The sequence below is a fragment of the Roseateles sp. GW821-FHT09H11 genome (genome assembly GCF_059415845.1).
In genome coordinates this window covers 376,069-393,391 of the sequence record NZ_JBWKOA010000008.1, presented here as the reverse complement: position 1 = coordinate 393,391, position 17,323 = coordinate 376,069, and the positions used below count along the sequence as shown (strand labels likewise).

Below are 17,323 nucleotides of genomic sequence, written 5' to 3'. Positions count from 1 at the left end.
TCCCGATCAGCGGCCGACCGAATCGTCGAGCACCAATCGCTCGACGACCTCGCCATGCTTGAGGTGGCGCTCGACGATCTCGTCGATGTCGCTGTTGTCCACGAACGAGTACCAGACCGCGTCCGGATACACCACCGCCACCGGCCCGCCGGCGCAGCGGTCCAGGCAGCCCGCCTTGTTCACGCGCACGCCGCCCTTGCCGGCCAGCTTCTCGGCCTTCACGCGCTTCTTGCAATGGTCGAAGGCCTCCTGCGCATTGTGCTGAAGGCAGGCGTTCTCGTTCTCGCGCTGGTTCAGGCAGAAGAAGATGTGGCGTTGGTAGTAGCTGGCAGAGCTCATCGGTCGATTGTAGTTTCAGGGTTTCCACCGAGCGGCCGTTCGTGCGGTCCGTCACGATCGGCCTGTCCTTCAGACCGCCCATCGGCAGGCGGCGGGCCTGATCGATCGCTCTGCGTGACGCCGTAGAGCAGCCACGCCAGCGCCGCGAACGGCCACAACCACCCCACCCATTGCGCCAGCCCGTAAAGGTTGACGAAGCGGCCCTGCTCCCAGAACTGCAGGCTCTCGAGCAGGTACGGGTCGGACGGCGCCTCGGCCATCAGCGCGATCAGCACGGTCAGCACGACCAGCCCCCACGCCGCGTTCGCGCGCCGCGACATGAACGCCGCCAGCATGGCGAGCACGCCGCCGATGATCAGGCCCGGCGCGGTCGTCGCGGTCAGCCAGGCCCAGGCGTGATCGGGGCCGAAGTTCAGCACCGTCGACCAGGCCGTCGTCGTCACGCCCAGCGCGATCGCGCCCAGCACCAGCAACGCGCGACGCCTGCCCGGTCGCGCGACCGACAGCGCCAGCAGGCACGGCGCCAGGACGCCCATGGCGATCGCGATCGCCTCCAGTCCCGGCGGCAGCGGCAGCTCGTCGGTCAGCTCCTTGGGAACCAGCTCCCAGGGCGTGTTCTCCAGCAGCAGCTCGGCCCACTCGCGCAGACGCGGGAACAATTGGCCGAGCCCCAGGGGCAGCGGCGCCGGATACAGCAGCCCCACCGGCCACAGTGCCAGCAAGGCCAGCGCGCCCGCGCTATGCGGCACGAACCAGCGCTCGCGCCAGCCGTTCCAGCGCCGGAGCCCACCCAGCCCCAGCACCGCCCACGCGCACAGCCCGCCCAGCCAGGCGCCGGCGCTGTTCAACAGGAAGTCGGCCAGCGACGGCACGCGGCCCGGGAGGAAGTACTGCAGTGTCTCCATCGAGAACGACAGCAGCGGCAGCCCGACCACCGTCAGCAGCAGTGCACGCATGAGACTGCCGCTGCCGCGGCTCACCGCGGCGAAGCAGAGCAATCCGAGCGGCCAGTAGCCGACGACGTTGACCCAGATGTCGAACTTGCCCCAGTAGCGCGGCCAGGGCAGCCCCACGAAGCCGGGCCAGGGCAGGCTCGGCGGCATCCGCCAGGGCCAGAAGGGATACAGGCTGGCGTAGACCACCAGCACGGCGTAACACAGGGCCAGCCAGGTGGCGGAACTGCGCCGATGCATCACCGGATCAGAAGGGTTTGACGACGACCAGGATCACGATCGCCGCGAACATGAGCACCGAGACCTCATTGAACACGCGGAACCACTTGTGGCTGCGACGGTTGGCGAGCATCTCGAACTTGCGCAGGAACGCGCGGCACACGTGGTGATAGCCGATGACGGCGACGACCAGCGCGAGCTTGGCATGCATCCAGCCGTTGCCCGGGCCGCGCCCGATGCCGTAGTAGAGCCACAGCGTCAGCCCGAAGGCCAGGGCGAGCAGCATCAATCCCGAGCTGAAGCGGTAGAGCTTCAGGGCCATGATCAACAGCCGTTCGCGCTCGGCGTGGCTGTCGGCGGGCACCATGGCCAGGTTCACGAAGATCCGCGGCAGATAGAAGAGGCCGGCGAACCACGCGGCGACGAAAATGATGTGTAGCGCTTTGATCCAGAGCATCGCGGCATTATGGAGGGCGCGAAAAAAAACCCCGGCTTCACAGCCGGGGTCGGAAAGCCTTATCGCTGTCATCACGTTAAGGCTCCTGCTCAGGGAGGAAAAGCAGGGAACGACAGCCAGCGGCTATCATTCAAGAACGACTTTAACAGATCTGCCGAATTTCGGAATCTACGTCTTTCCACCTAGTGACCCCTCATGCTGGTGGTACTTCTCGGAAATCATGCAACTTCCTGCCCCTTATCCCGCCAGCCGCCCCCGTCGCCTGCGTCGCGACGCCTTCACCCGGGCGCTGGTCCGCGAACACCGCCTGCACGCCAGCGATTTCATCTTCCCGGTGTTCGTCCATGAGGGTGAGAACCGCGTCGAACCGATCGCGTCGATGCCGGGCGTGTCCCGGTTGAGCCTGGACAGGCTGATCCCCGTCGCGGAGGAATGCGTCGAACTCGGCATCCCGGTGATCGCGCTCTTCCCCGCGATCGACACGGCGCTGAAGACGCCCGACGGCATCGAGGCGACCAACCCGGACGGTCTGATTCCCCGCGTCGTGCGGGCGCTCAAGGAGAAGGTGCCCGGCCTGGGCGTGCTGACGGACGTGGCGCTCGACCCGTACACCAGCCACGGCCAGGACGGCGTGCTCGACGAGCAGGGCTACATCCTGAACGACCGCACCGTCGAGCTGCTCAAGCAACAGGCGCTGGTCCAGGCCCGGGCGGGCGTGGACATCGTCGCGCCCAGCGACATGATGGACGGCCGCATCGGCGCGATCCGCGCCGCGCTCGAGGCCGACAGCCACATCCACACGCGGATCATGGCCTACAGCGCCAAGTACGCCAGTGCCTTCTACGGCCCGTTCCGCGACGCGGTCGGCTCGCGCAGCAACCTCGGCAAGGCGGACAAGAAGACCTACCAGATGGACCCGGGCAACAGCGACGAAGCGCTGCGCGAAGTCGGCCTGGACCTGGCCGAAGGCGCCGACATGGTGATGGTCAAGCCCGGCCTGCCGTATCTGGACATCGTCCGCCGGGTGAAGGACGAGTTCAAGGTCCCGACCTTCGCCTATCAGGTCAGCGGCGAGTACGCCATGATCAAGGCCGCCGCGGCCAACGGCTGGCTGGACCACGACGCCGTGATGCTCGAAGCGCTGCTCGCCTTCAAGCGCGCCGGCGCCGACGGCATCCTGACCTACTTCGCGATGGACGCGGCGCGCCTGATCCGCGCCGGCGCCTGAGCTTCGACGGCTCCAGGGAACGCCGGCTGCCCGACCGACGCATGCGCATCTTCCATCTCAGCGACGCGCTCTACGAGGAACTCGCCGAGCTGCCCGACGAACTCCCGCCCGAGGGCTTCCTGTGGATCGGGCTGCCGCGGCGTGAATTCGAGCTCCAGCTCGGCACGCTGCAGCAGCGGCTGATGCGCTGGGCCGGCGCGCAACTGCTCGACCTGCATGTATCGGATCTGATGAATCCGCAGCTGCCGTCGCATTTCGATTACACGAGCTCGTACGACCTGATGGTCTTCCGCCGGCTCGCGACGATGCCCGGCAGCGAGCAGTACCTGTCCGACGATGAGCCCCGCCACGCCGCGGCGGTCAACGAGGCCCTGAAGGCCATCGACACGAGTCCGGTCGGCTTCGCCGTCTTCGACCGCGTGCTGATCACGGTGCATCCGGGCGAGTGCTCGCTGCGGGATCACTTCGCCGGCAAGCTCGGCGCGCAGCAAGAGGGTCGCGACCTGCGTGGCAGCACCCGCCTGCCCCACAGCCCGGCCGAGCTGATGCTGCGCATGGTCAACCACATGGTGGACAGCTACCTGGATCTGCGCCGGTTGCTCACGCGTCAGCTGACCACGTTGCAGAACCTGCTGCTCGATCGGCGCGGCCACTTCCGCGACTGGCCGGTGGTGCTGCACGCCCGTGACACGCTGTCGCGGCTGGAAGACCTCTGCGAGGACCAGCGCAGCGCCGTGCAGGAATGGATCGACGCGCTCGGCGAATGGCCCGTCGGCGATGCGCGCGCGGAGCGCGAGCGCGAGCTGCTGCGCGTGCGGTCGCGCGACGTGCTCGAACACGTCGAGCGGGTCCTGACCCATGTGCGGCGGCTGGAGACTTCAGCCGAGACCTCGGTGCAGATGCACTTCTCCCTCACCGGCGAGCGCACCAACAACATCATGCGGACGCTGACCGTGCTGACGGCCATCTTCCTGCCGCTGAACCTGATCACCGGCGTCTTCGGCATGAACTTCGACACCCTGCCGCTGATCCACCGGGCCACCGGCTTCTGGATCGCCGTCGGCGTCATGGTCGTCACCGCCCTCGCGCTCGGCGCCTTCTTCTGGCGCAAGCGCTACCTGGGCACGCAGCAGTAGTGCTCAGCGTCTGGCGTAGGGATCGGCGAAGCCGAGGCCGAGCATCACCTCGGTCTCGCGTGCTTCCATGAACTCGGCCTCGTCGTCTTCTTCGTGGTCGTAGCCTTGCGCGTGCAGCGTGCCGTGGACCAGCATGTGCGCGTAGTGCGCCGCGAGGTCCAGCCCCATCTCTTTCGCCTCGCGCTCGACCACCTCGGCGCAGATCACGAGGTCCGCGGCGACGACAGGCTCGTGCGTGTAGTCGAAGGTCAGCACGTTGGTCGCGTAGTCCTTCGAGCGGTACTCGCGGTTGAGCGATTGCCCTTCCTCCGCGTCGACGATGCGGACAGTGATCTCGCCCGGCAGTTCCAGCGCGGCGCGCATCCAGCGGATCACCTTGTGCCGCGGCAGCAGCGCCTTGTGGCGCGGGTCCGCGAACTGCAGCGACAGGCTCAATTCTGGGCGGCTCATCGCGCGGCTCCCTTTCGCGCGGACTTGCCGGCAGACTTGGCCGCCGCCTGCTTCGCAGCGGACTTCTTGACGGCCACCTTTTTCGCGGCCACCTTCTTCGCGACAGTCTTCGTCGCGACGGGCTTCGTCGCCGAGCTCTTCGCCGCCGGCCTGGACGCGGGCTTCCTGGTGGGCGCCTTCTTCACCGGTGCGGGCGGCGGCGGCGGCGGCGGCGGCGGTGCCGATGGCACCTCATCGAATCGAATCGCCGCCTCGCGCATGCGCAATGCCCTCAGACGACGCTCTTCACGCTCTTCCGCGAACTGCGCACGATGCTCTTCCTGGGCGCGCGCTTCCTCGCGCGCCAGCACTTCCGCCTGGTCCTCGTAAGCCTGCACGATGCGCGCGACCAGCGGATGACGCACGACGTCCGCGCGCGTGAAGCGCGTGATCGCAATGCCCTCGACACCGTCCAGCACCTGCTCCGCGTCGACCAGCCCGCTGTGCATGCCGCGCGGCAGGTCGATCTGGCTCGTGTCGCCGGTCACCACGCACTTGCTGCCGAAGCCGATGCGCGTCAGGAACATCTTCATCTGCTCGGGCGTCGTGTTCTGCGCCTCGTCGAGGATGACGAACGCATGATTCAGCGTGCGCCCCCGCATGAAGGCGAGCGGGGCGATTTCCAGCTGGCCCTTCTCGAACGCCTTGGTCACGCGATCGAAGCCCATCAGGTCGTAGAGCGCGTCGTAGAGCGGGCGCAGGTAGGGATCGACCTTCTGCGTCAGATCGCCGGGCAGGAAGCCGAGGCGCTCGCCCGCCTCGACGGCCGGGCGCGTCAGGATGATGCGCTGCACGGTCGAGCGCTCCAGCGCGTCCACCGCGCAGGCCACCGCGAGGAAGGTCTTGCCCGTGCCTGCGGGGCCGATACCGAAGCTGATGTCGTGCGACAGGATGCTGCGCAGGTAGAGATGCTGATTGCCCGTGCGGCCGGCCAGGTCGGCGCGGCGCGTGCGCAGCACGATGTTGTCGCCGTCCGCGTCCTCGCCGTTGGCGAGCTTCGTCGGCGCGGCCACGTCATTGGCGGCCTCGACGATCGCCAGACGCAGGCTCTCGCCGGGAATGGCCCGATCGGCCCGCGCGTACAGCGACTCCAGCAAGGCGAGCGTGCGCTGCGCCGGAGCACGGTCGCCCTCGATGTTGAAGTGCTCGGCGCGATGGGTGATGCGCACGGTCAGCGCCGCCTCGATCTGGCGGAGATGCTCGTCCAGCGGGCCGCACAGGTGCGACAGACGCCGGTTGTCGGCGGGGGTGAAAGCGTGGCGCAGGTTCAAGGCGGAGGAGGCTCCGTATTCAGGGGGGTTGAGGGCGGTATTGTCGCGCGCCAGTGCGCCGCGCGCTTGCTGCGCCTGCACAATCGCCCCCCATGCACCGGATCACGGAACAACAAGGAGACGCCGGCCACTGCGATGCCGTGCCGGCACAGGGAGGATCCAGACCTGCGGCGTTCGGCGCCGCGGCCGCGCTGACATTGGCCGTGCCGGTCTGTCTCGCTCAGGTCGCGGGCGCGGCGGTCGCTGGCGCCGACGGCGTCGCCACCGATTCCTTCGCGACGCTATGGACGCGTCTGGCGCCGCAGCTCGCCTATGGTCTGCAGTCCGCGCTGGTGTTGATGGCCTTCGTGCTGGGATTGCTGATCTGGCAACGCCGCGCCCAACGTCACATCAGCTGGCTGCTCGTGCTGATGCCGGGATGGGTCGTCACGGTCGGCCTCGCGCCCCTGTCGTCATGGCGCACGGGGATCGCGGTGATCCTGGCGCCGTGGCTGCTGTGGTGCGCCGTCCATTACCTGATGCGGCGGATGCGACGACGCGATCGCCGCATGCATCGCGCGCTGCTGGCCCAGGCGCTGCTCTTTCCTGCCGCGTTGCTGCTGCCGGTGCCGGCAACACGGATCGCCTCCTTCGCGCTCTGGTGGTTGGGCGCCCAGCTGCTGGTCGCGATGGGCTGGCATCTCTGGCATCTGTGGCAGGACATGTTCCTCCCGACGCTGGAGGAGCGGTACCCGCAGTCCGACTTCATCCTCAGCTGCGTGCTGATCGGCTTCGGCGCGCTCGCGGTGCTGGCCGCATGGACGCTGCCGGGCAGCGGTCTGGCGGGCATCCTCGGGCCACTGTGCCTGCTGGGACTCGGCCTGCATCGCGTGCGCGAGTTCGCCCGCGCGCTCACGCAGTCCGAGCTCGCCGTCCTGCAAGGCGAGTTGCGTCTGCAGGAGCGCATCGCCGAGCTGGAGCGCCATTTCGATCAGGTCGCGGAAACCAAGCTGGAGCAGGTCACCGAACGCGAGCGCAAGCGCATCGCCGCCGACCTGCACGACGACCTGGGTGCCAAGCTGCTGACCATCGTCCACACCAGCGAGTCGGACCGGATCTCCACGCTCGCGCGCGAGGCGCTCGAGGAGATGCGGCTGTCGGTGCGTGGCCTGACCGGCAAGCCCGTGCAACTGCTGGACGCGCTGGGGGACTGGCGCGCGGAGGTGGTCTCGCGACTGGCACAGGCCAACATCCTGGCCGAGTGGAAATCGCCCGCCGAGGACATCGAGCACACCTTCCCCGCACGCGCCTACGTGCAGACGACGCGCATCCTGCGCGAATCGGTGAGCAACATCATCAAGCACAGCGGCGCCACGCATTGCGTGATCAGCTGTTCGGCGCAGGACGGCTACTTCTCGGTGGTGATCCAGGACAACGGCCAGGGCATCCCGCTGGAGCTCGAAGGTCGCCTGGACAAGGGACACGGCATGGCCAGCATGAAGGCGCGCGCCAAGCAGATGCATGGTCAGTGCCTGGTCGAATCCGGCCCCGGTTGGGGCACCGTCATCCGGCTGACGATCCCGCTCTGATCGCATGCCAGCGTGATCCATTGCCGCCGGCGCCACAGTCCGGCGTTGATCAGGATGGTCAGTCCCTCCAGAAAGCCGTACCGTTGCAGGAAGTCAGCGAGCACTCCGCCCGCACGACAATCCTGAGCAAGAATCCGCGCCATGAACCACATCCTGCTCCTCGAAGACATTCCCGAAATCCGCGCCTGGCTCAAGGTCCTGGTCAAACAGGTCTTCGCCAACGCGGTCGTCACCGAGTGCTCGCGGGTGCAGGACGCATTGCAGCAGGTCAACTCGCAGCGCTTCACGCTGGCCCTGCTGGACCTGGGCCTGCCGGACGGTTCCGGAGTCGACGTGATCTCCGCGCTGCGAGAGAAACAGCCTGAAGTCCAGTCGGTGATCGTCACCATCCACGACGACGACGAGCATCTCTTCCCTGCCCTGCAGGCCGGTGCCTTCGGCTACCTGCTCAAGGAGCAATCGCGCGAGCTGCTGGTCGAGCAGCTCCAGCGCATCAGCCAGGGAGAGCCGCCGCTGTCCCCGTCGATCGCGCGCAAGGTCATCGCCTACTTCACGTCGCAACGCCGGCCGCAGGCCGCGCAGGTGCTGCACGAGGTCTCGCTGACGGACCGCGAGACGGAAGTGCTGCTTCGCGTCGCCAAGGGCTTCACGCTGCCGGAGATCGGCGTGCAGTTGGGGCTGTCGCGCCACACGATCGCCGACTATGTGAAGCAGATCTACCGCAAGCTCAATGTGAGCTCGCGCGCCGAAGCGGCGCTGGAAGCACAACGCCTGGGGCTTTTCGGGCGCAACTGAGCGCTTCGCGCGCCGGATCTCGAGGCGCGGCCGCACGCCTCGGGAAAATACTGGACAAACATCCAGCAAATCGCCGTCGAATCGCCGTCGAATCGCCGCTGAACGCGGATAATCCGCGCCCATGATCGGCAAGCTCACCGGCGTCATCGCGGAAAAATCGCCCCCGCAGGTCCTCATCGACGTGCAAGGCGTCGGCTACGAAGTCGATGTGCCGATGAGCACCTTCTTCAATCTGCCGGGCCTGGGCGAGCGCGCCACACTGCTGACGCACCTGAGCATCCGCGAGGATGCCCACGTCCTCTTCGGCTTCCTCACCGCCGAGGAGCGCAGCACCTTCCGTCTGCTGATCAAGATCAGCGGCGTCGGCCCCAAGATGGCCTTGTCGCTGCTGTCCGGCATGTCGGTCGGCGACCTGGCGCAGGCCGTATCCAGGCAGGAGGCTGGCCGTCTCGTGAAGGTCCCGGGCATCGGGAAGAAGACGGCCGAACGGCTGCTGCTGGAGCTCAAGGGCAAGCTGAGCCCCGACCTGTCGCTGCCGGTGTCCGTGGCCAACGACGCGCAGGCCGACATCCTCCAGGCGCTGGTCGCGCTGGGTTACAGCGAGAAGGAAGCCGGTACGGCGCTGAAGACGCTGCCGGGGGACATTGGCGTCAGCGAAGGCATCAAGCTGGCGATGAAGCACCTGTCATGAATCCGCGCGCGCGGCGTACCCTCCCACCATGAGCATCCAGACCGACGACTTCACGCCCGCGCCGCAGCAGGCCCGCCTGATCAGCGCACAACCGGCGTCGCCGAACGAGGACGCGATCGAACGCGCACTGCGCCCCAAGCTGCTCGACGAGTACGTCGGCCAAGCCAAGGCGCGGGAGCAGCTGGAGATCTTTATCGGCGCCGCGAAAAAGCGACGCGAGGCGCTCGATCACGTGCTGCTTTTCGGACCGCCGGGATTGGGCAAGACGACGCTGAGCCACATCGTGGCTGCGGAACTGGGCGTCAACCTGCGCCAGACCAGCGGGCCGGTCCTCGAAAAGCCCAAGGACCTCGCCGCCATCCTGACCAACCTCGAGCGCAACGACGTGCTGTTCATCGACGAGATCCACCGGCTTTCGCCGGTCGTCGAGGAAATCCTCTATCCGGCGCTCGAGGACTACCAGATCGACATCATGATCGGCGAAGGGCCGGCAGCGCGTTCGATCAAGCTTGACCTGCAGCCGTTCACGCTGATCGGCGCGACCACGCGCGCCGGCATGCTGACCAACCCACTTCGCGATCGCTTCGGCATCGTCGCTCGGCTGGAGTTCTACACGGCCGATGAACTGCAGCGCATCGTGACGCGGTCCGCGTCGCTGCTCGGCGCACCGATCGAGCCGGCAGGCGCGCTTGAGGTTGCGCGGCGTTCGCGCGGCACGCCGCGGATCGCCAACCGGTTGCTGCGTCGCGTCCGCGATTACGCCGACGTCAAGGCCGATGGCACCATCACCCGCACGATCGCGGAAAAGGCGTTGGCGATGCTGGACGTCGATCCGCTGGGCTTCGATCTGATGGACCGCAAGTTGCTTGAGGCGGTGGTGCACCGCTTCGACGGCGGGCCGGTGGGGCTGGACAACGTCGCTGCGGCGATCGGCGAAGAGCCCGGCACCATCGAGGACGTCATCGAGCCTTATCTGATCCAGCAGGGCTTTCTGCAGCGCACCCCCCGCGGGCGGATCGCAACGCTGGCGGCGTATCGCCACCTCGGAGTCGCTCCGCCGAAACAGGCGGGGCAGTTGTTCGAGCTTGAATGAGCGCCGGGTGAGCCTGCAAGACAACAGGTGCACCGACGCTGCAATGAAAAAGGCGCTCCGAGGAGCGCCTTTCTGCTTCGTGATCCGGAGATCAGAAGTTGTGACGAACACCCAGGGCGAACGAGTTCAGATCGTCGCGCTTGTTCGCAGTGGTGGCGTCCACGGCGGTGTAGAACGCGTAGACCTTGGTGCGCTTGCTCAGGTTGTAGTTGTAGGCCAGCGTGTATTGCTTGCCACCGTTGCGACCGCTGTTGAACGAGTACGCGCCCGCCTTGGTACCACCGACGTTCAGGTGGAATTCCGATTGGCCCAGCGTGTACATCACGGCGGCGCGGCCGATCCAACGGCTGTCCTTGCCACCGGCAACCAGCGCGGTGCCCGACTCTTCGCGCTGCGCGTAGCCGCCGAAGGTGAAGGCGCCCAGTTCATACAGGCCGCGGATCGCGTACTGCTTGGCGCTGCCTTGCTTGCTGTAACCAGCACCCAGGTGCACCGGGCCTTGGTCGTAGTTCAGGGCGACGTCGTAACCACGCGGGTCGACGCCTTCACCGGCGTGCAGCGTGAACTCGCCGTTGAAGCCGCTGATGTTCGGCGTGAAGTAGCCGACCTTGTTGGTCTGCGTGAAGCCGGCACCCGAGTACAGCTTGTCTTCCGACGTGCCGGTGTCGTGGTTGTGCATCGACACGTAATCCGCGGTGGCGTAGTACGAACCCGGCGTCCAGCGGCCCAGACGGATCGCGCCGAAATCGCCGGCCAGTTGCACGCTGGCTTCACGGTTCCAGAACGCCGAGCTGGTCTGGCGACCGTCGTCCGAGTTCAGACCGTGTTCCAGCGCGAAGCTGGCCTTCAGGCCGCTGCCCAGATCTTCCGTGCCCTTGAAGCCCAGGCGGGAGTTGTTGTTGATCACCGAGGCGACGCGGTCGTTGTTGCCGGTCTTGATGCTTTCCACCGAGGTGTTGATACGACCCCAGAGCGTGACGGAGCTCTGCGCGAACACGGGAGCGGAAAGAGCCGCGATGGCCGCAGCGAATGCAATCTTTTTCATACCCACCTTCATCCAGTTGGAGGTTTCAGCCGGTCTGGCTCAATGGCTTTACTGCAAGGTGTGCGGAGTATAGAAGTGCGTTGCACGCACCCATAACGCCCGACGCAAAATTGCAACAGTTCCCCGTTAGGGGTGAACGAGGGGGTCGGTGGGTGATAGCAGACGCGCGGTCAGCACCTGTCCCGCCAGAAGTCCGGCGAGGACGGCGATCTGCTCGATCGGACCGAGTCGATGGGCGTTCCAGAGGAACAGCGCGACGGCGACGAGCAGCAGCAGGAACATCGCTCCCGCTGCCCAGGCGTGCGAGGACGCGACCTTCGGGTCGAACAGCGGCCTGGTGTGCGGGTCATATCCGGGCGCTATGCGGGCGCCAACACCGGGCTCCCAGTGCGCGGGCTCCCACCAGAGGCGCAACTTGTCCCGCCAGCGCGTCGTGCGTCGCGTCTTGGTCAGCAACTTGGCATAGACCTGGACATTGGCGGTCCAGGGGCTCCAACTCTTCAGCGCATCCCGGGTGCCGTAGACGCAGGGCTCGCGATCCAGTTCCTCCTGGAAGCTGCCGAACATCCGGTCCCAGATGATGAGGATTCCGCCGTAGTTGCGATCAAGATAGGGATCGTTGACGGCATGATGCACGCGGTGATTGGACGGCGAGCAGAACCAGCGGTCGAACCAGCCGAGCTTGCCGATCTGTTGCGTGTGCACCCAGAACTGGTACAGCAGGTCGATCAGCGCGACGACTGCGTACACCAGCGGCGGGAAGCCGAGGATGGCCATCGGCATGTAGAAGATCCAGCCCACCAGCCAACCGCTCCCGGTCTGGCGGAGCGCGGTGGAGAGGTTGTAGTCCTCGCTCTGGTGGTGGACGGCATGCGCGGCCCAGAGCAGCGCGGTCGTGTGACCGAGCCGGTGGTGCCAGTAGTAGAGGAAGTCGTACAGCAGCAGCCCCAGCAGCCAGACCCACCAGGCACCTGCGTCCAGTTGGGTCAAGGCCGCCCGCTCGAAGACCCAGGTGTAGATCCCCAGCGTGAAAAGTTTGGTCAGCACGCCCACCACCTGGCTGAGCATGCCCAGCGCGATGCTGCTCACTGCATCGTTCAGGCGGTAGGTATTGCGGCCGCGGCGCAGGCCGACCCAGTATTCAAGCCCGATCAGGGCGAAGAACACCGGCGTGGCCAGCACGATGATCTGTGCGTCGGTCATGTGTCTCCTCGATGAGCGCTCGATGCGGCGCTTCTGTCGATCTCCGCGGCCGCCGTCCCTCGAGGGAGCCGGCGATCCGGCGCTCAGGCCTTGGCTGTCACCGTCGTGGCCGGCATGAAGCCCGGCACGCCAGGATCATCCAGCGTCAGGCCTTGCAGATGGTGATCATCGTTCCATCCGACCAGACTGAATCCTTGCGGCGAGTACAGCAGTCGGTTGATGCTCGTGTTGCCGAGGACCCAGCTTCTCGGCGCCTGCAGGTCGATGCGGGTCGCGGCCCGGTACAGGCAGTCCATCACTCCGCCGTGCGCGACGATCGCGATCGTCTGCCCCGCATGCGCCGCGGCCAGTTCGGACACGACGGCGACGCAACGCGCGTACAGCGTGATCAGGCTCTCGCCGCCGGGCGGCTCGAAGTCCGGCTCACGCCGGCGCCAGCGGAGGGCGTCCTCAGGAAAACCGGATTCGATCTCGGTCCAGAGCTTGCCCTCGTGGATGCCGAAAGCGCGTTCCCGCAGTCGCTCATCGAGCTGGACATCGATACCGTGCGGCGCCGCCAGATGCCGGGCCGTCACCGCGGCTCGATCCAGGTCGCTCGCATAGATCGCGTCGATCGGATGCTCGGCCAGCGCGGCACCGAGCCGCTCGGCCTGACGCTCGCCCAGAGCGTTCAGCGGGAGGTTCAAGTGTCCCTGCAAACGGCCTTCGCGGTTCCACGCGGTCTCGCCATGCCGGATGGCCAGGATCAGGGTCGAGTCCACTCAGACGCCCCAGACCACATCGGTGCTGGCGGCCTGCGCGGTACGCATCAGTTCCAGCAGCGGCCACAGGCGCTGGCGCAACGTGACCTCGGGCTTGGGCGGCGGTTTGCGGCCGTCGGCCACGGCCTCCTCGGCGGCACGATCCAGCGCTCGCTGCTCCTCGGCAATCGCGGACTCTCCCTGCGCGATCAGCGCGGGCAGGTCAGACGCCTGGAGAATCCCCTGGGGCGCCGGACTGCGGCCCAGGGCCTGCAGCGCTTGATCGCCATGGGCGGCGAGCATGATGACATCAGCCCCGGCCTTCGACTTGAACTTGTACAGCACGCGTGTCTCCCGGCCGTCGACGGCGGCCATCGACGCATTGTGCCGCCCTCGCACGGCAGGCAGTGGAGAGACCTCCCGACCCCGGTTCGCCCGTTCTCCGGGTCGATCCCGATGCACCTTCGGACGCAGTGCGGCTCACCCGCCGCGCAGCAGATGCACGGACGCGCGCGCGGCACGCGGCGCCACCGCCTGTCCGCGGGCCAGCCTTCCGGCCTCAGCCTGCGCCGCGATCTGGGTTTGACGCTCCTCGAAGGCTCGCGTCTCCAGCGCCGGCGCGCACAGGAAGCCCTGGTACTCGTGGCAGCCGCAGCGGGCCAGGAAGTCGCGCTGCGCATCGGTCTCGACACCCTCGGCGATGACCTTCAGGTTGAGCGCACGACCCATCTGGACGATCGCGTTGACGATGCCGGCATCGCTCGCATCCCCCGGTAGCCCCTTGACGAAGCTGCGGTCGATCTTGAGGCGCTGGATCGGAAAGCGCTTCAGATAGCCCAGGCTGGAGTAGCCCGTACCGAAATCGTCGATGGCCATCAGCACGCCGAGTTCCGACAGCGCCTCCATCCGATGCAAGGCTTCCTCGGCATCGCGCAGCAGGACGGATTCGGTCAGCTCCAGTTCCAGCAGCGACGGCGGCAGGTCGTAGGCGCGCAGCGCCTGCGCCACCTGCTCGACGAACTGCGTCTGCTGAAACTGCAGCGCCGACACGTTGACCGCCACCGGTACGCGCAGCCCCTTCTGGAGCCACGCCGCGGCCTGCGCCACCGCCTGCTGCAGCACCCACTGACCGATCGCGACGATGAAGCCGCTCTCCTCGGCCACGGGGATGAACTCGGACGGCGGCACGTCGCCGCGCAGCGGATCGCGCCAGCGGATCAGCGCCTCCGCACCGATGAGCTCGCCGGTCTCCAGCGAGACCTGCGGCTGGAAGTGCAGGCGGAACTCGTGTTCCTGGAGCGCCTGTCGCATCGCGTGGTCCAGCCGCATGCGCGACAGCAGGTCCACGTCCTTGCGCGGCTGGTGGAAGCGGAAGGCACTGCGGCCGCTTTCCTTGACCCAGTGCATGGCGCGCTCGGCACTGGCCAGCAGTTCCTCGGCGCTGGCGCCGTCGCCGGGGAACAGCGCGATGCCAGTGCTGCAGGTGACCGTGAAGCTCAGCGTGTCGAAGCAGAATGGCCGCGACATCGCCTCCTGGACGCGGCGCGCCGCGTGCTCGGCGCCGCGGGCGTCTGCCTGATGGATCAAGAGCGCGAACTCATCGCCATCAAGCCGCGCGACGGTGTCGACCTCGCGCAGCGACTCTTTCAGGCGCAGCGCGACTTCCTTCAGGACGCGGTCCCCGTAGGAGTGGCCTAGCGTGTCGTTGATCTGCTTGAAGCGGTCGAGGTCGACGTTGAGCAGCGCGAACGGGGTCGTCTCGCGGCGCGCCATGGCCTGCGCGTAGTCGACGCGTTCCATCAGCGCCCGACGGTTCGGCAGCCCGGTGAGCATGTCGTTGTGCGACAGCTCTTCAATGCGCTGGTGCGCGGCGAGCTTCTCGCTGAGGTCCCGGAACGAGTAGACGCGGCCGATCGGCCGGCCCCGGCTCCATTGCGGCAGCGATACGCGCTCGAGCACGCGGCCGTCGATCAGCTTGAGGTTGTCGCTGGTGTGCAGCAGCGGTGATTCCTGGATCGCGCCGAGCCGCATGGCGTAGGCGGCACCGTCGACGACGCTGCGCCGCATCCAGGCCTGGACGGCGTCGTCATTGCGATCGTTGAGCAGGTCTTCGGGAATGCCCCATAGCGATGCCAGCCGCTGGTTGAAGCTGCGGATCCGGCCGGCCAGGTCCGTGACCAGGATGCCATCCGCAGTGGATTCGAGCGTGGCGCGCAGTTCGGCGAGCAGCGTCTCTCGCTCTTCGTCATGCTGCCGCTGCTGGGTCTGGTCGCGCATCGCGATCAGCCACAGGCCGTCGCCCTGCGCTTGCGCGACGTAGCTGATGCGGCGGGAGACCCACAGCATGCGGCCGTCGGCGTGACGCATCATCGTGTCGGTGTGCAGGCTCTCGCGACGGCCGATCGCGGCGTCCATCCAGAACAGCGCGTCCTCCGGCGTGGAAGCCAGCGATTCGACGCTGCTTCCGACCAGGTCCCTGGCCTGCAGTCCGAGCAACTGCTGCGACGCGTGGTTGACTGCCACGACGCTGTGAGTGCGCGCGTCCACGAGCCACACCGCTTCCTGCAGGCCGTCGATCAGCGGCAGGAACGCGGTGTTGAACACCGCGGGCGATGCGGCGGTGGCTCGGGTCGGCAGATTCACGCAGCCATCTCCCCGGGGGGTGGCGGCGGGAGGGAGGTCACACCGGCGGACTCGAAGAAGTAGGCGATGCGGCTGCGCGGGCTGAGGTAGTCCAGCGAGGCGCGCGGCAACTGCTGCGGCTTGACGCTGCGGCGGATGCCGAGGTCGGGCAGCTCTTCCAGGTTCAGCACCAGCGCCTCGTCGCGCGGCACCTTGGGGTCGTGGACCATGACCTTGGGCTTGAGCGGGCGTGACGAGTTCACGGCCACGACCAGCGCATAGCGGTCGTCGGTCAGTTGCACGGCGGAGCCCGGCGGATACACGCCCATCATCCGGATGAAGGCGTTGAGCATGGTGGCGTCGAAACGGCTGCGTCCCTGCGCGAACATCAGGGATAGCGCTTCGTGGGGGGTCATCGCCTTGGAGCTGAGCAGCGGATTGCACAGGCCGTCGAAACGGTTGACGAGCGCCACGATGCGGGCGCCGATACTCATGCGGTCGGCGTTCAGGCGCTGCGGGAAGCCGCTGCCGTCGGCGTGTTCATGATGCTGCGCAATGATCAGCAGCGGCCCGGCCCCCACGCCCATCTTCTGCCCCAGCACCACTCCCTTGGCGACGTGCTGCTGGTAGGCGGCGACCTCAGCCGCGGTGAAGCTGTCGTCACGGTGACGGAATCGGGCGGTCAGCTCCATCTTGCCGATGTCGTGGAGCAGCGCGCCTTGCCCGAGGTCCAGCATCTCGTCGCGGCCGAGGCCGAAGGCGCGGCCCAGCAGCATCGCGATCACGGCGACGTTGAGCGCATGCGCGGTGCCGCGGTCGCCGGCGCCTTCGTTGAGCAGGCGGATGTTGATGTCGCCCTCGACCAGCATCTTGTCCAGCAGCGCCCGGGACAACGCGGACGACCGGTCTCGCGCGTCCGTCGGCTCGCGCGGCACGAGGTCCATCAGGTCGCGCAGGGCACTCGCGGCCTCGGCGTACTGGCGCTCGCACAGCAGCAGCGCCTCGCGCTGCTCGGCCAACAAGCGGCGATGGCGTTCGCGGACCTCGTCTTCGGCGCTGCGGTTTTCCTCGACGACGGCGGCCGCAGGCATCGGCGCGGGCATCGGCGTCGCCTCCAACGGCAGGTCGCTCTTGCCCGGACTCCAGCGCACCTGCTTGAGGCCAAGACGGCGAAGAATCAGCAATTGCTCTTCCGAACTCAGCTTGAAGCTGCTGAGCGGAAACGGATGCGACATCCAGCCGAGGTCGAGATGGATGAACATCCCGACTTTCAGCTGGTTCACATCGATGAGCGGGTCTGCCGATCTGTCCTTCATTCTTGTAGTTCCGCGTCCCGGTTCGGACGCCCTCGTCAGCAGCTTCGGCTGCGGAGGGGCGCAACTTAAATCAAAAGCGCGTCAACCGTACGGCGTTGCGCATGATCGCGGGGGGATCGTGCAACTTGTCACAGGTTTTTCCTGCACCCCCCTATGAT

Annotated in this window: 16 protein-coding genes and 1 pseudogene; 6 read left to right on the top strand and 11 right to left on the bottom strand. The window is 67.1% G+C overall.

Annotation, left to right across the window (positions count from 1 at the left end; all coding sequences use genetic code 11):
• Positions 1 to 6: 6 nt before the first annotated feature.
• From AC07PR_RS25890 to AC07PR_RS25880, 3 genes are read right to left on the bottom strand one after another with little or no spacing between them, the layout of a single operon-like run.
• Entirely contained in the window at positions 7 to 339 is a 333-nt protein-coding gene (locus tag AC07PR_RS25890; RefSeq protein WP_377159708.1) for a (2Fe-2S) ferredoxin domain-containing protein, read from the bottom strand.
• The gene (locus tag AC07PR_RS25885; protein WP_377159706.1) at positions 336 to 1,532 is read right to left on the bottom strand and encodes a VanZ family protein; all 1,197 of its coding nucleotides are present in this window, start codon (positions 1,530 to 1,532) and stop codon (positions 336 to 338) included. Before AC07PR_RS25885 ends, AC07PR_RS25890 begins: the two co-directional genes overlap by 4 nt.
• 7 nt (positions 1,533 to 1,539) lie before the next feature.
• Positions 1,540 to 1,968 carry a CopD family protein gene (locus AC07PR_RS25880; RefSeq protein WP_377159704.1) on the bottom strand — a complete coding sequence of 143 codons (429 nt, stop codon included), beginning with the start codon at positions 1,966 to 1,968 and terminating at the stop codon, positions 1,540 to 1,542.
• 220 nt (positions 1,969 to 2,188) lie between these two features.
• Here AC07PR_RS25880 and hemB point away from each other — a divergent pair, with 220 nt between their 5' ends.
• Both hemB and AC07PR_RS25870 read left to right on the top strand, forming a co-directional pair.
• Positions 2,189 to 3,196, top strand: coding sequence for a porphobilinogen synthase (hemB, locus tag AC07PR_RS25875; RefSeq protein WP_377159702.1), 1,008 nt, complete (start codon positions 2,189 to 2,191; stop codon positions 3,194 to 3,196).
• A 41-nt stretch (positions 3,197 to 3,237) separates the two neighbouring features.
• Entirely contained in the window at positions 3,238 to 4,332 is a 1,095-nt protein-coding gene (locus AC07PR_RS25870) for a magnesium transporter CorA family protein (protein ID WP_377159700.1), read from the top strand.
• A 3-nt stretch (positions 4,333 to 4,335) separates the two neighbouring features.
• Here AC07PR_RS25870 and ybeY read toward each other — a convergent pair whose 3' ends face one another.
• Positions 4,336 to 4,782, bottom strand: a complete 447-nt coding sequence (ybeY, locus tag AC07PR_RS25865; protein WP_377159698.1) for an rRNA maturation RNase YbeY — start codon at positions 4,780 to 4,782, stop codon at positions 4,336 to 4,338.
• 356 nt (positions 4,783 to 5,138) lie between these two features.
• A pseudogene (locus AC07PR_RS25860) lies at positions 5,139 to 6,092 on the bottom strand (PhoH family protein); the annotation flags it as partial.
• 92 nt (positions 6,093 to 6,184) lie between these two features.
• Here AC07PR_RS25860 and AC07PR_RS25855 point away from each other — a divergent pair.
• The 4 genes from AC07PR_RS25855 (at position 6,185) to ruvB (ending at position 10,239) form a co-directional block, all read left to right on the top strand.
• Complete coding sequence (locus tag AC07PR_RS25855; protein WP_495136999.1) at positions 6,185 to 7,660, top strand: sensor histidine kinase; 1,476 nt, start codon at positions 6,185 to 6,187, stop codon at positions 7,658 to 7,660.
• Positions 7,661 to 7,801: 141 nt separating this feature from the next.
• A complete protein-coding gene (locus AC07PR_RS25850) occupies positions 7,802 to 8,455 on the top strand; it encodes a response regulator (protein ID WP_067069232.1) in 654 nt (217 codons plus the stop codon).
• A gap of 121 nt (positions 8,456 to 8,576) precedes the next feature.
• Positions 8,577 to 9,146, top strand: a complete 570-nt coding sequence (ruvA, locus tag AC07PR_RS25845) for a Holliday junction branch migration protein RuvA (protein ID WP_377159693.1) — start codon at positions 8,577 to 8,579, stop codon at positions 9,144 to 9,146.
• 28 nt (positions 9,147 to 9,174) lie between these two features.
• The gene (ruvB, locus tag AC07PR_RS25840) at positions 9,175 to 10,239 is read left to right on the top strand and encodes a Holliday junction branch migration DNA helicase RuvB (protein WP_377159691.1); all 1,065 of its coding nucleotides are present in this window, start codon (positions 9,175 to 9,177) and stop codon (positions 10,237 to 10,239) included.
• A gap of 91 nt (positions 10,240 to 10,330) precedes the next feature.
• Here the strand turns inward: ruvB and AC07PR_RS25835 are convergent, their stop codons facing one another.
• The 6 genes from AC07PR_RS25835 to AC07PR_RS25810 all read right to left on the bottom strand — a co-directional run bounded on the left by AC07PR_RS25835 (position 10,331) and on the right by AC07PR_RS25810 (position 17,165).
• Positions 10,331 to 11,284, bottom strand: coding sequence for a porin (locus AC07PR_RS25835; RefSeq protein ID WP_483108000.1), 954 nt, complete (start codon positions 11,282 to 11,284; stop codon positions 10,331 to 10,333).
• Between the two features lie 126 nt (positions 11,285 to 11,410).
• Complete coding sequence (locus AC07PR_RS25830; RefSeq protein ID WP_495136998.1) at positions 11,411 to 12,487, bottom strand: sterol desaturase family protein; 1,077 nt, start codon at positions 12,485 to 12,487, stop codon at positions 11,411 to 11,413.
• A gap of 83 nt (positions 12,488 to 12,570) precedes the next feature.
• Positions 12,571 to 13,248 (bottom strand): histidine phosphatase family protein, encoded by a 678-nt coding sequence (locus tag AC07PR_RS25825; RefSeq protein ID WP_377159685.1) that lies wholly within the window; start codon positions 13,246 to 13,248, stop codon positions 12,571 to 12,573.
• The gene (locus AC07PR_RS25820; protein ID WP_483108002.1) at positions 13,249 to 13,602 is read right to left on the bottom strand and encodes a DUF1840 domain-containing protein; all 354 of its coding nucleotides are present in this window, start codon (positions 13,600 to 13,602) and stop codon (positions 13,249 to 13,251) included.
• Between the two features lie 105 nt (positions 13,603 to 13,707).
• Positions 13,708 to 15,870 (bottom strand): putative bifunctional diguanylate cyclase/phosphodiesterase, encoded by a 2,163-nt coding sequence (locus tag AC07PR_RS25815; RefSeq protein ID WP_483108003.1) that lies wholly within the window; start codon positions 15,868 to 15,870, stop codon positions 13,708 to 13,710.
• A complete protein-coding gene (locus AC07PR_RS25810) occupies positions 15,867 to 17,165 on the bottom strand; it encodes an HD-GYP domain-containing protein (protein ID WP_377159677.1) in 1,299 nt (432 codons plus the stop codon). Before AC07PR_RS25810 ends, AC07PR_RS25815 begins: the two co-directional genes overlap by 4 nt.
• Positions 17,166 to 17,323 lie beyond the last annotated feature (158 nt).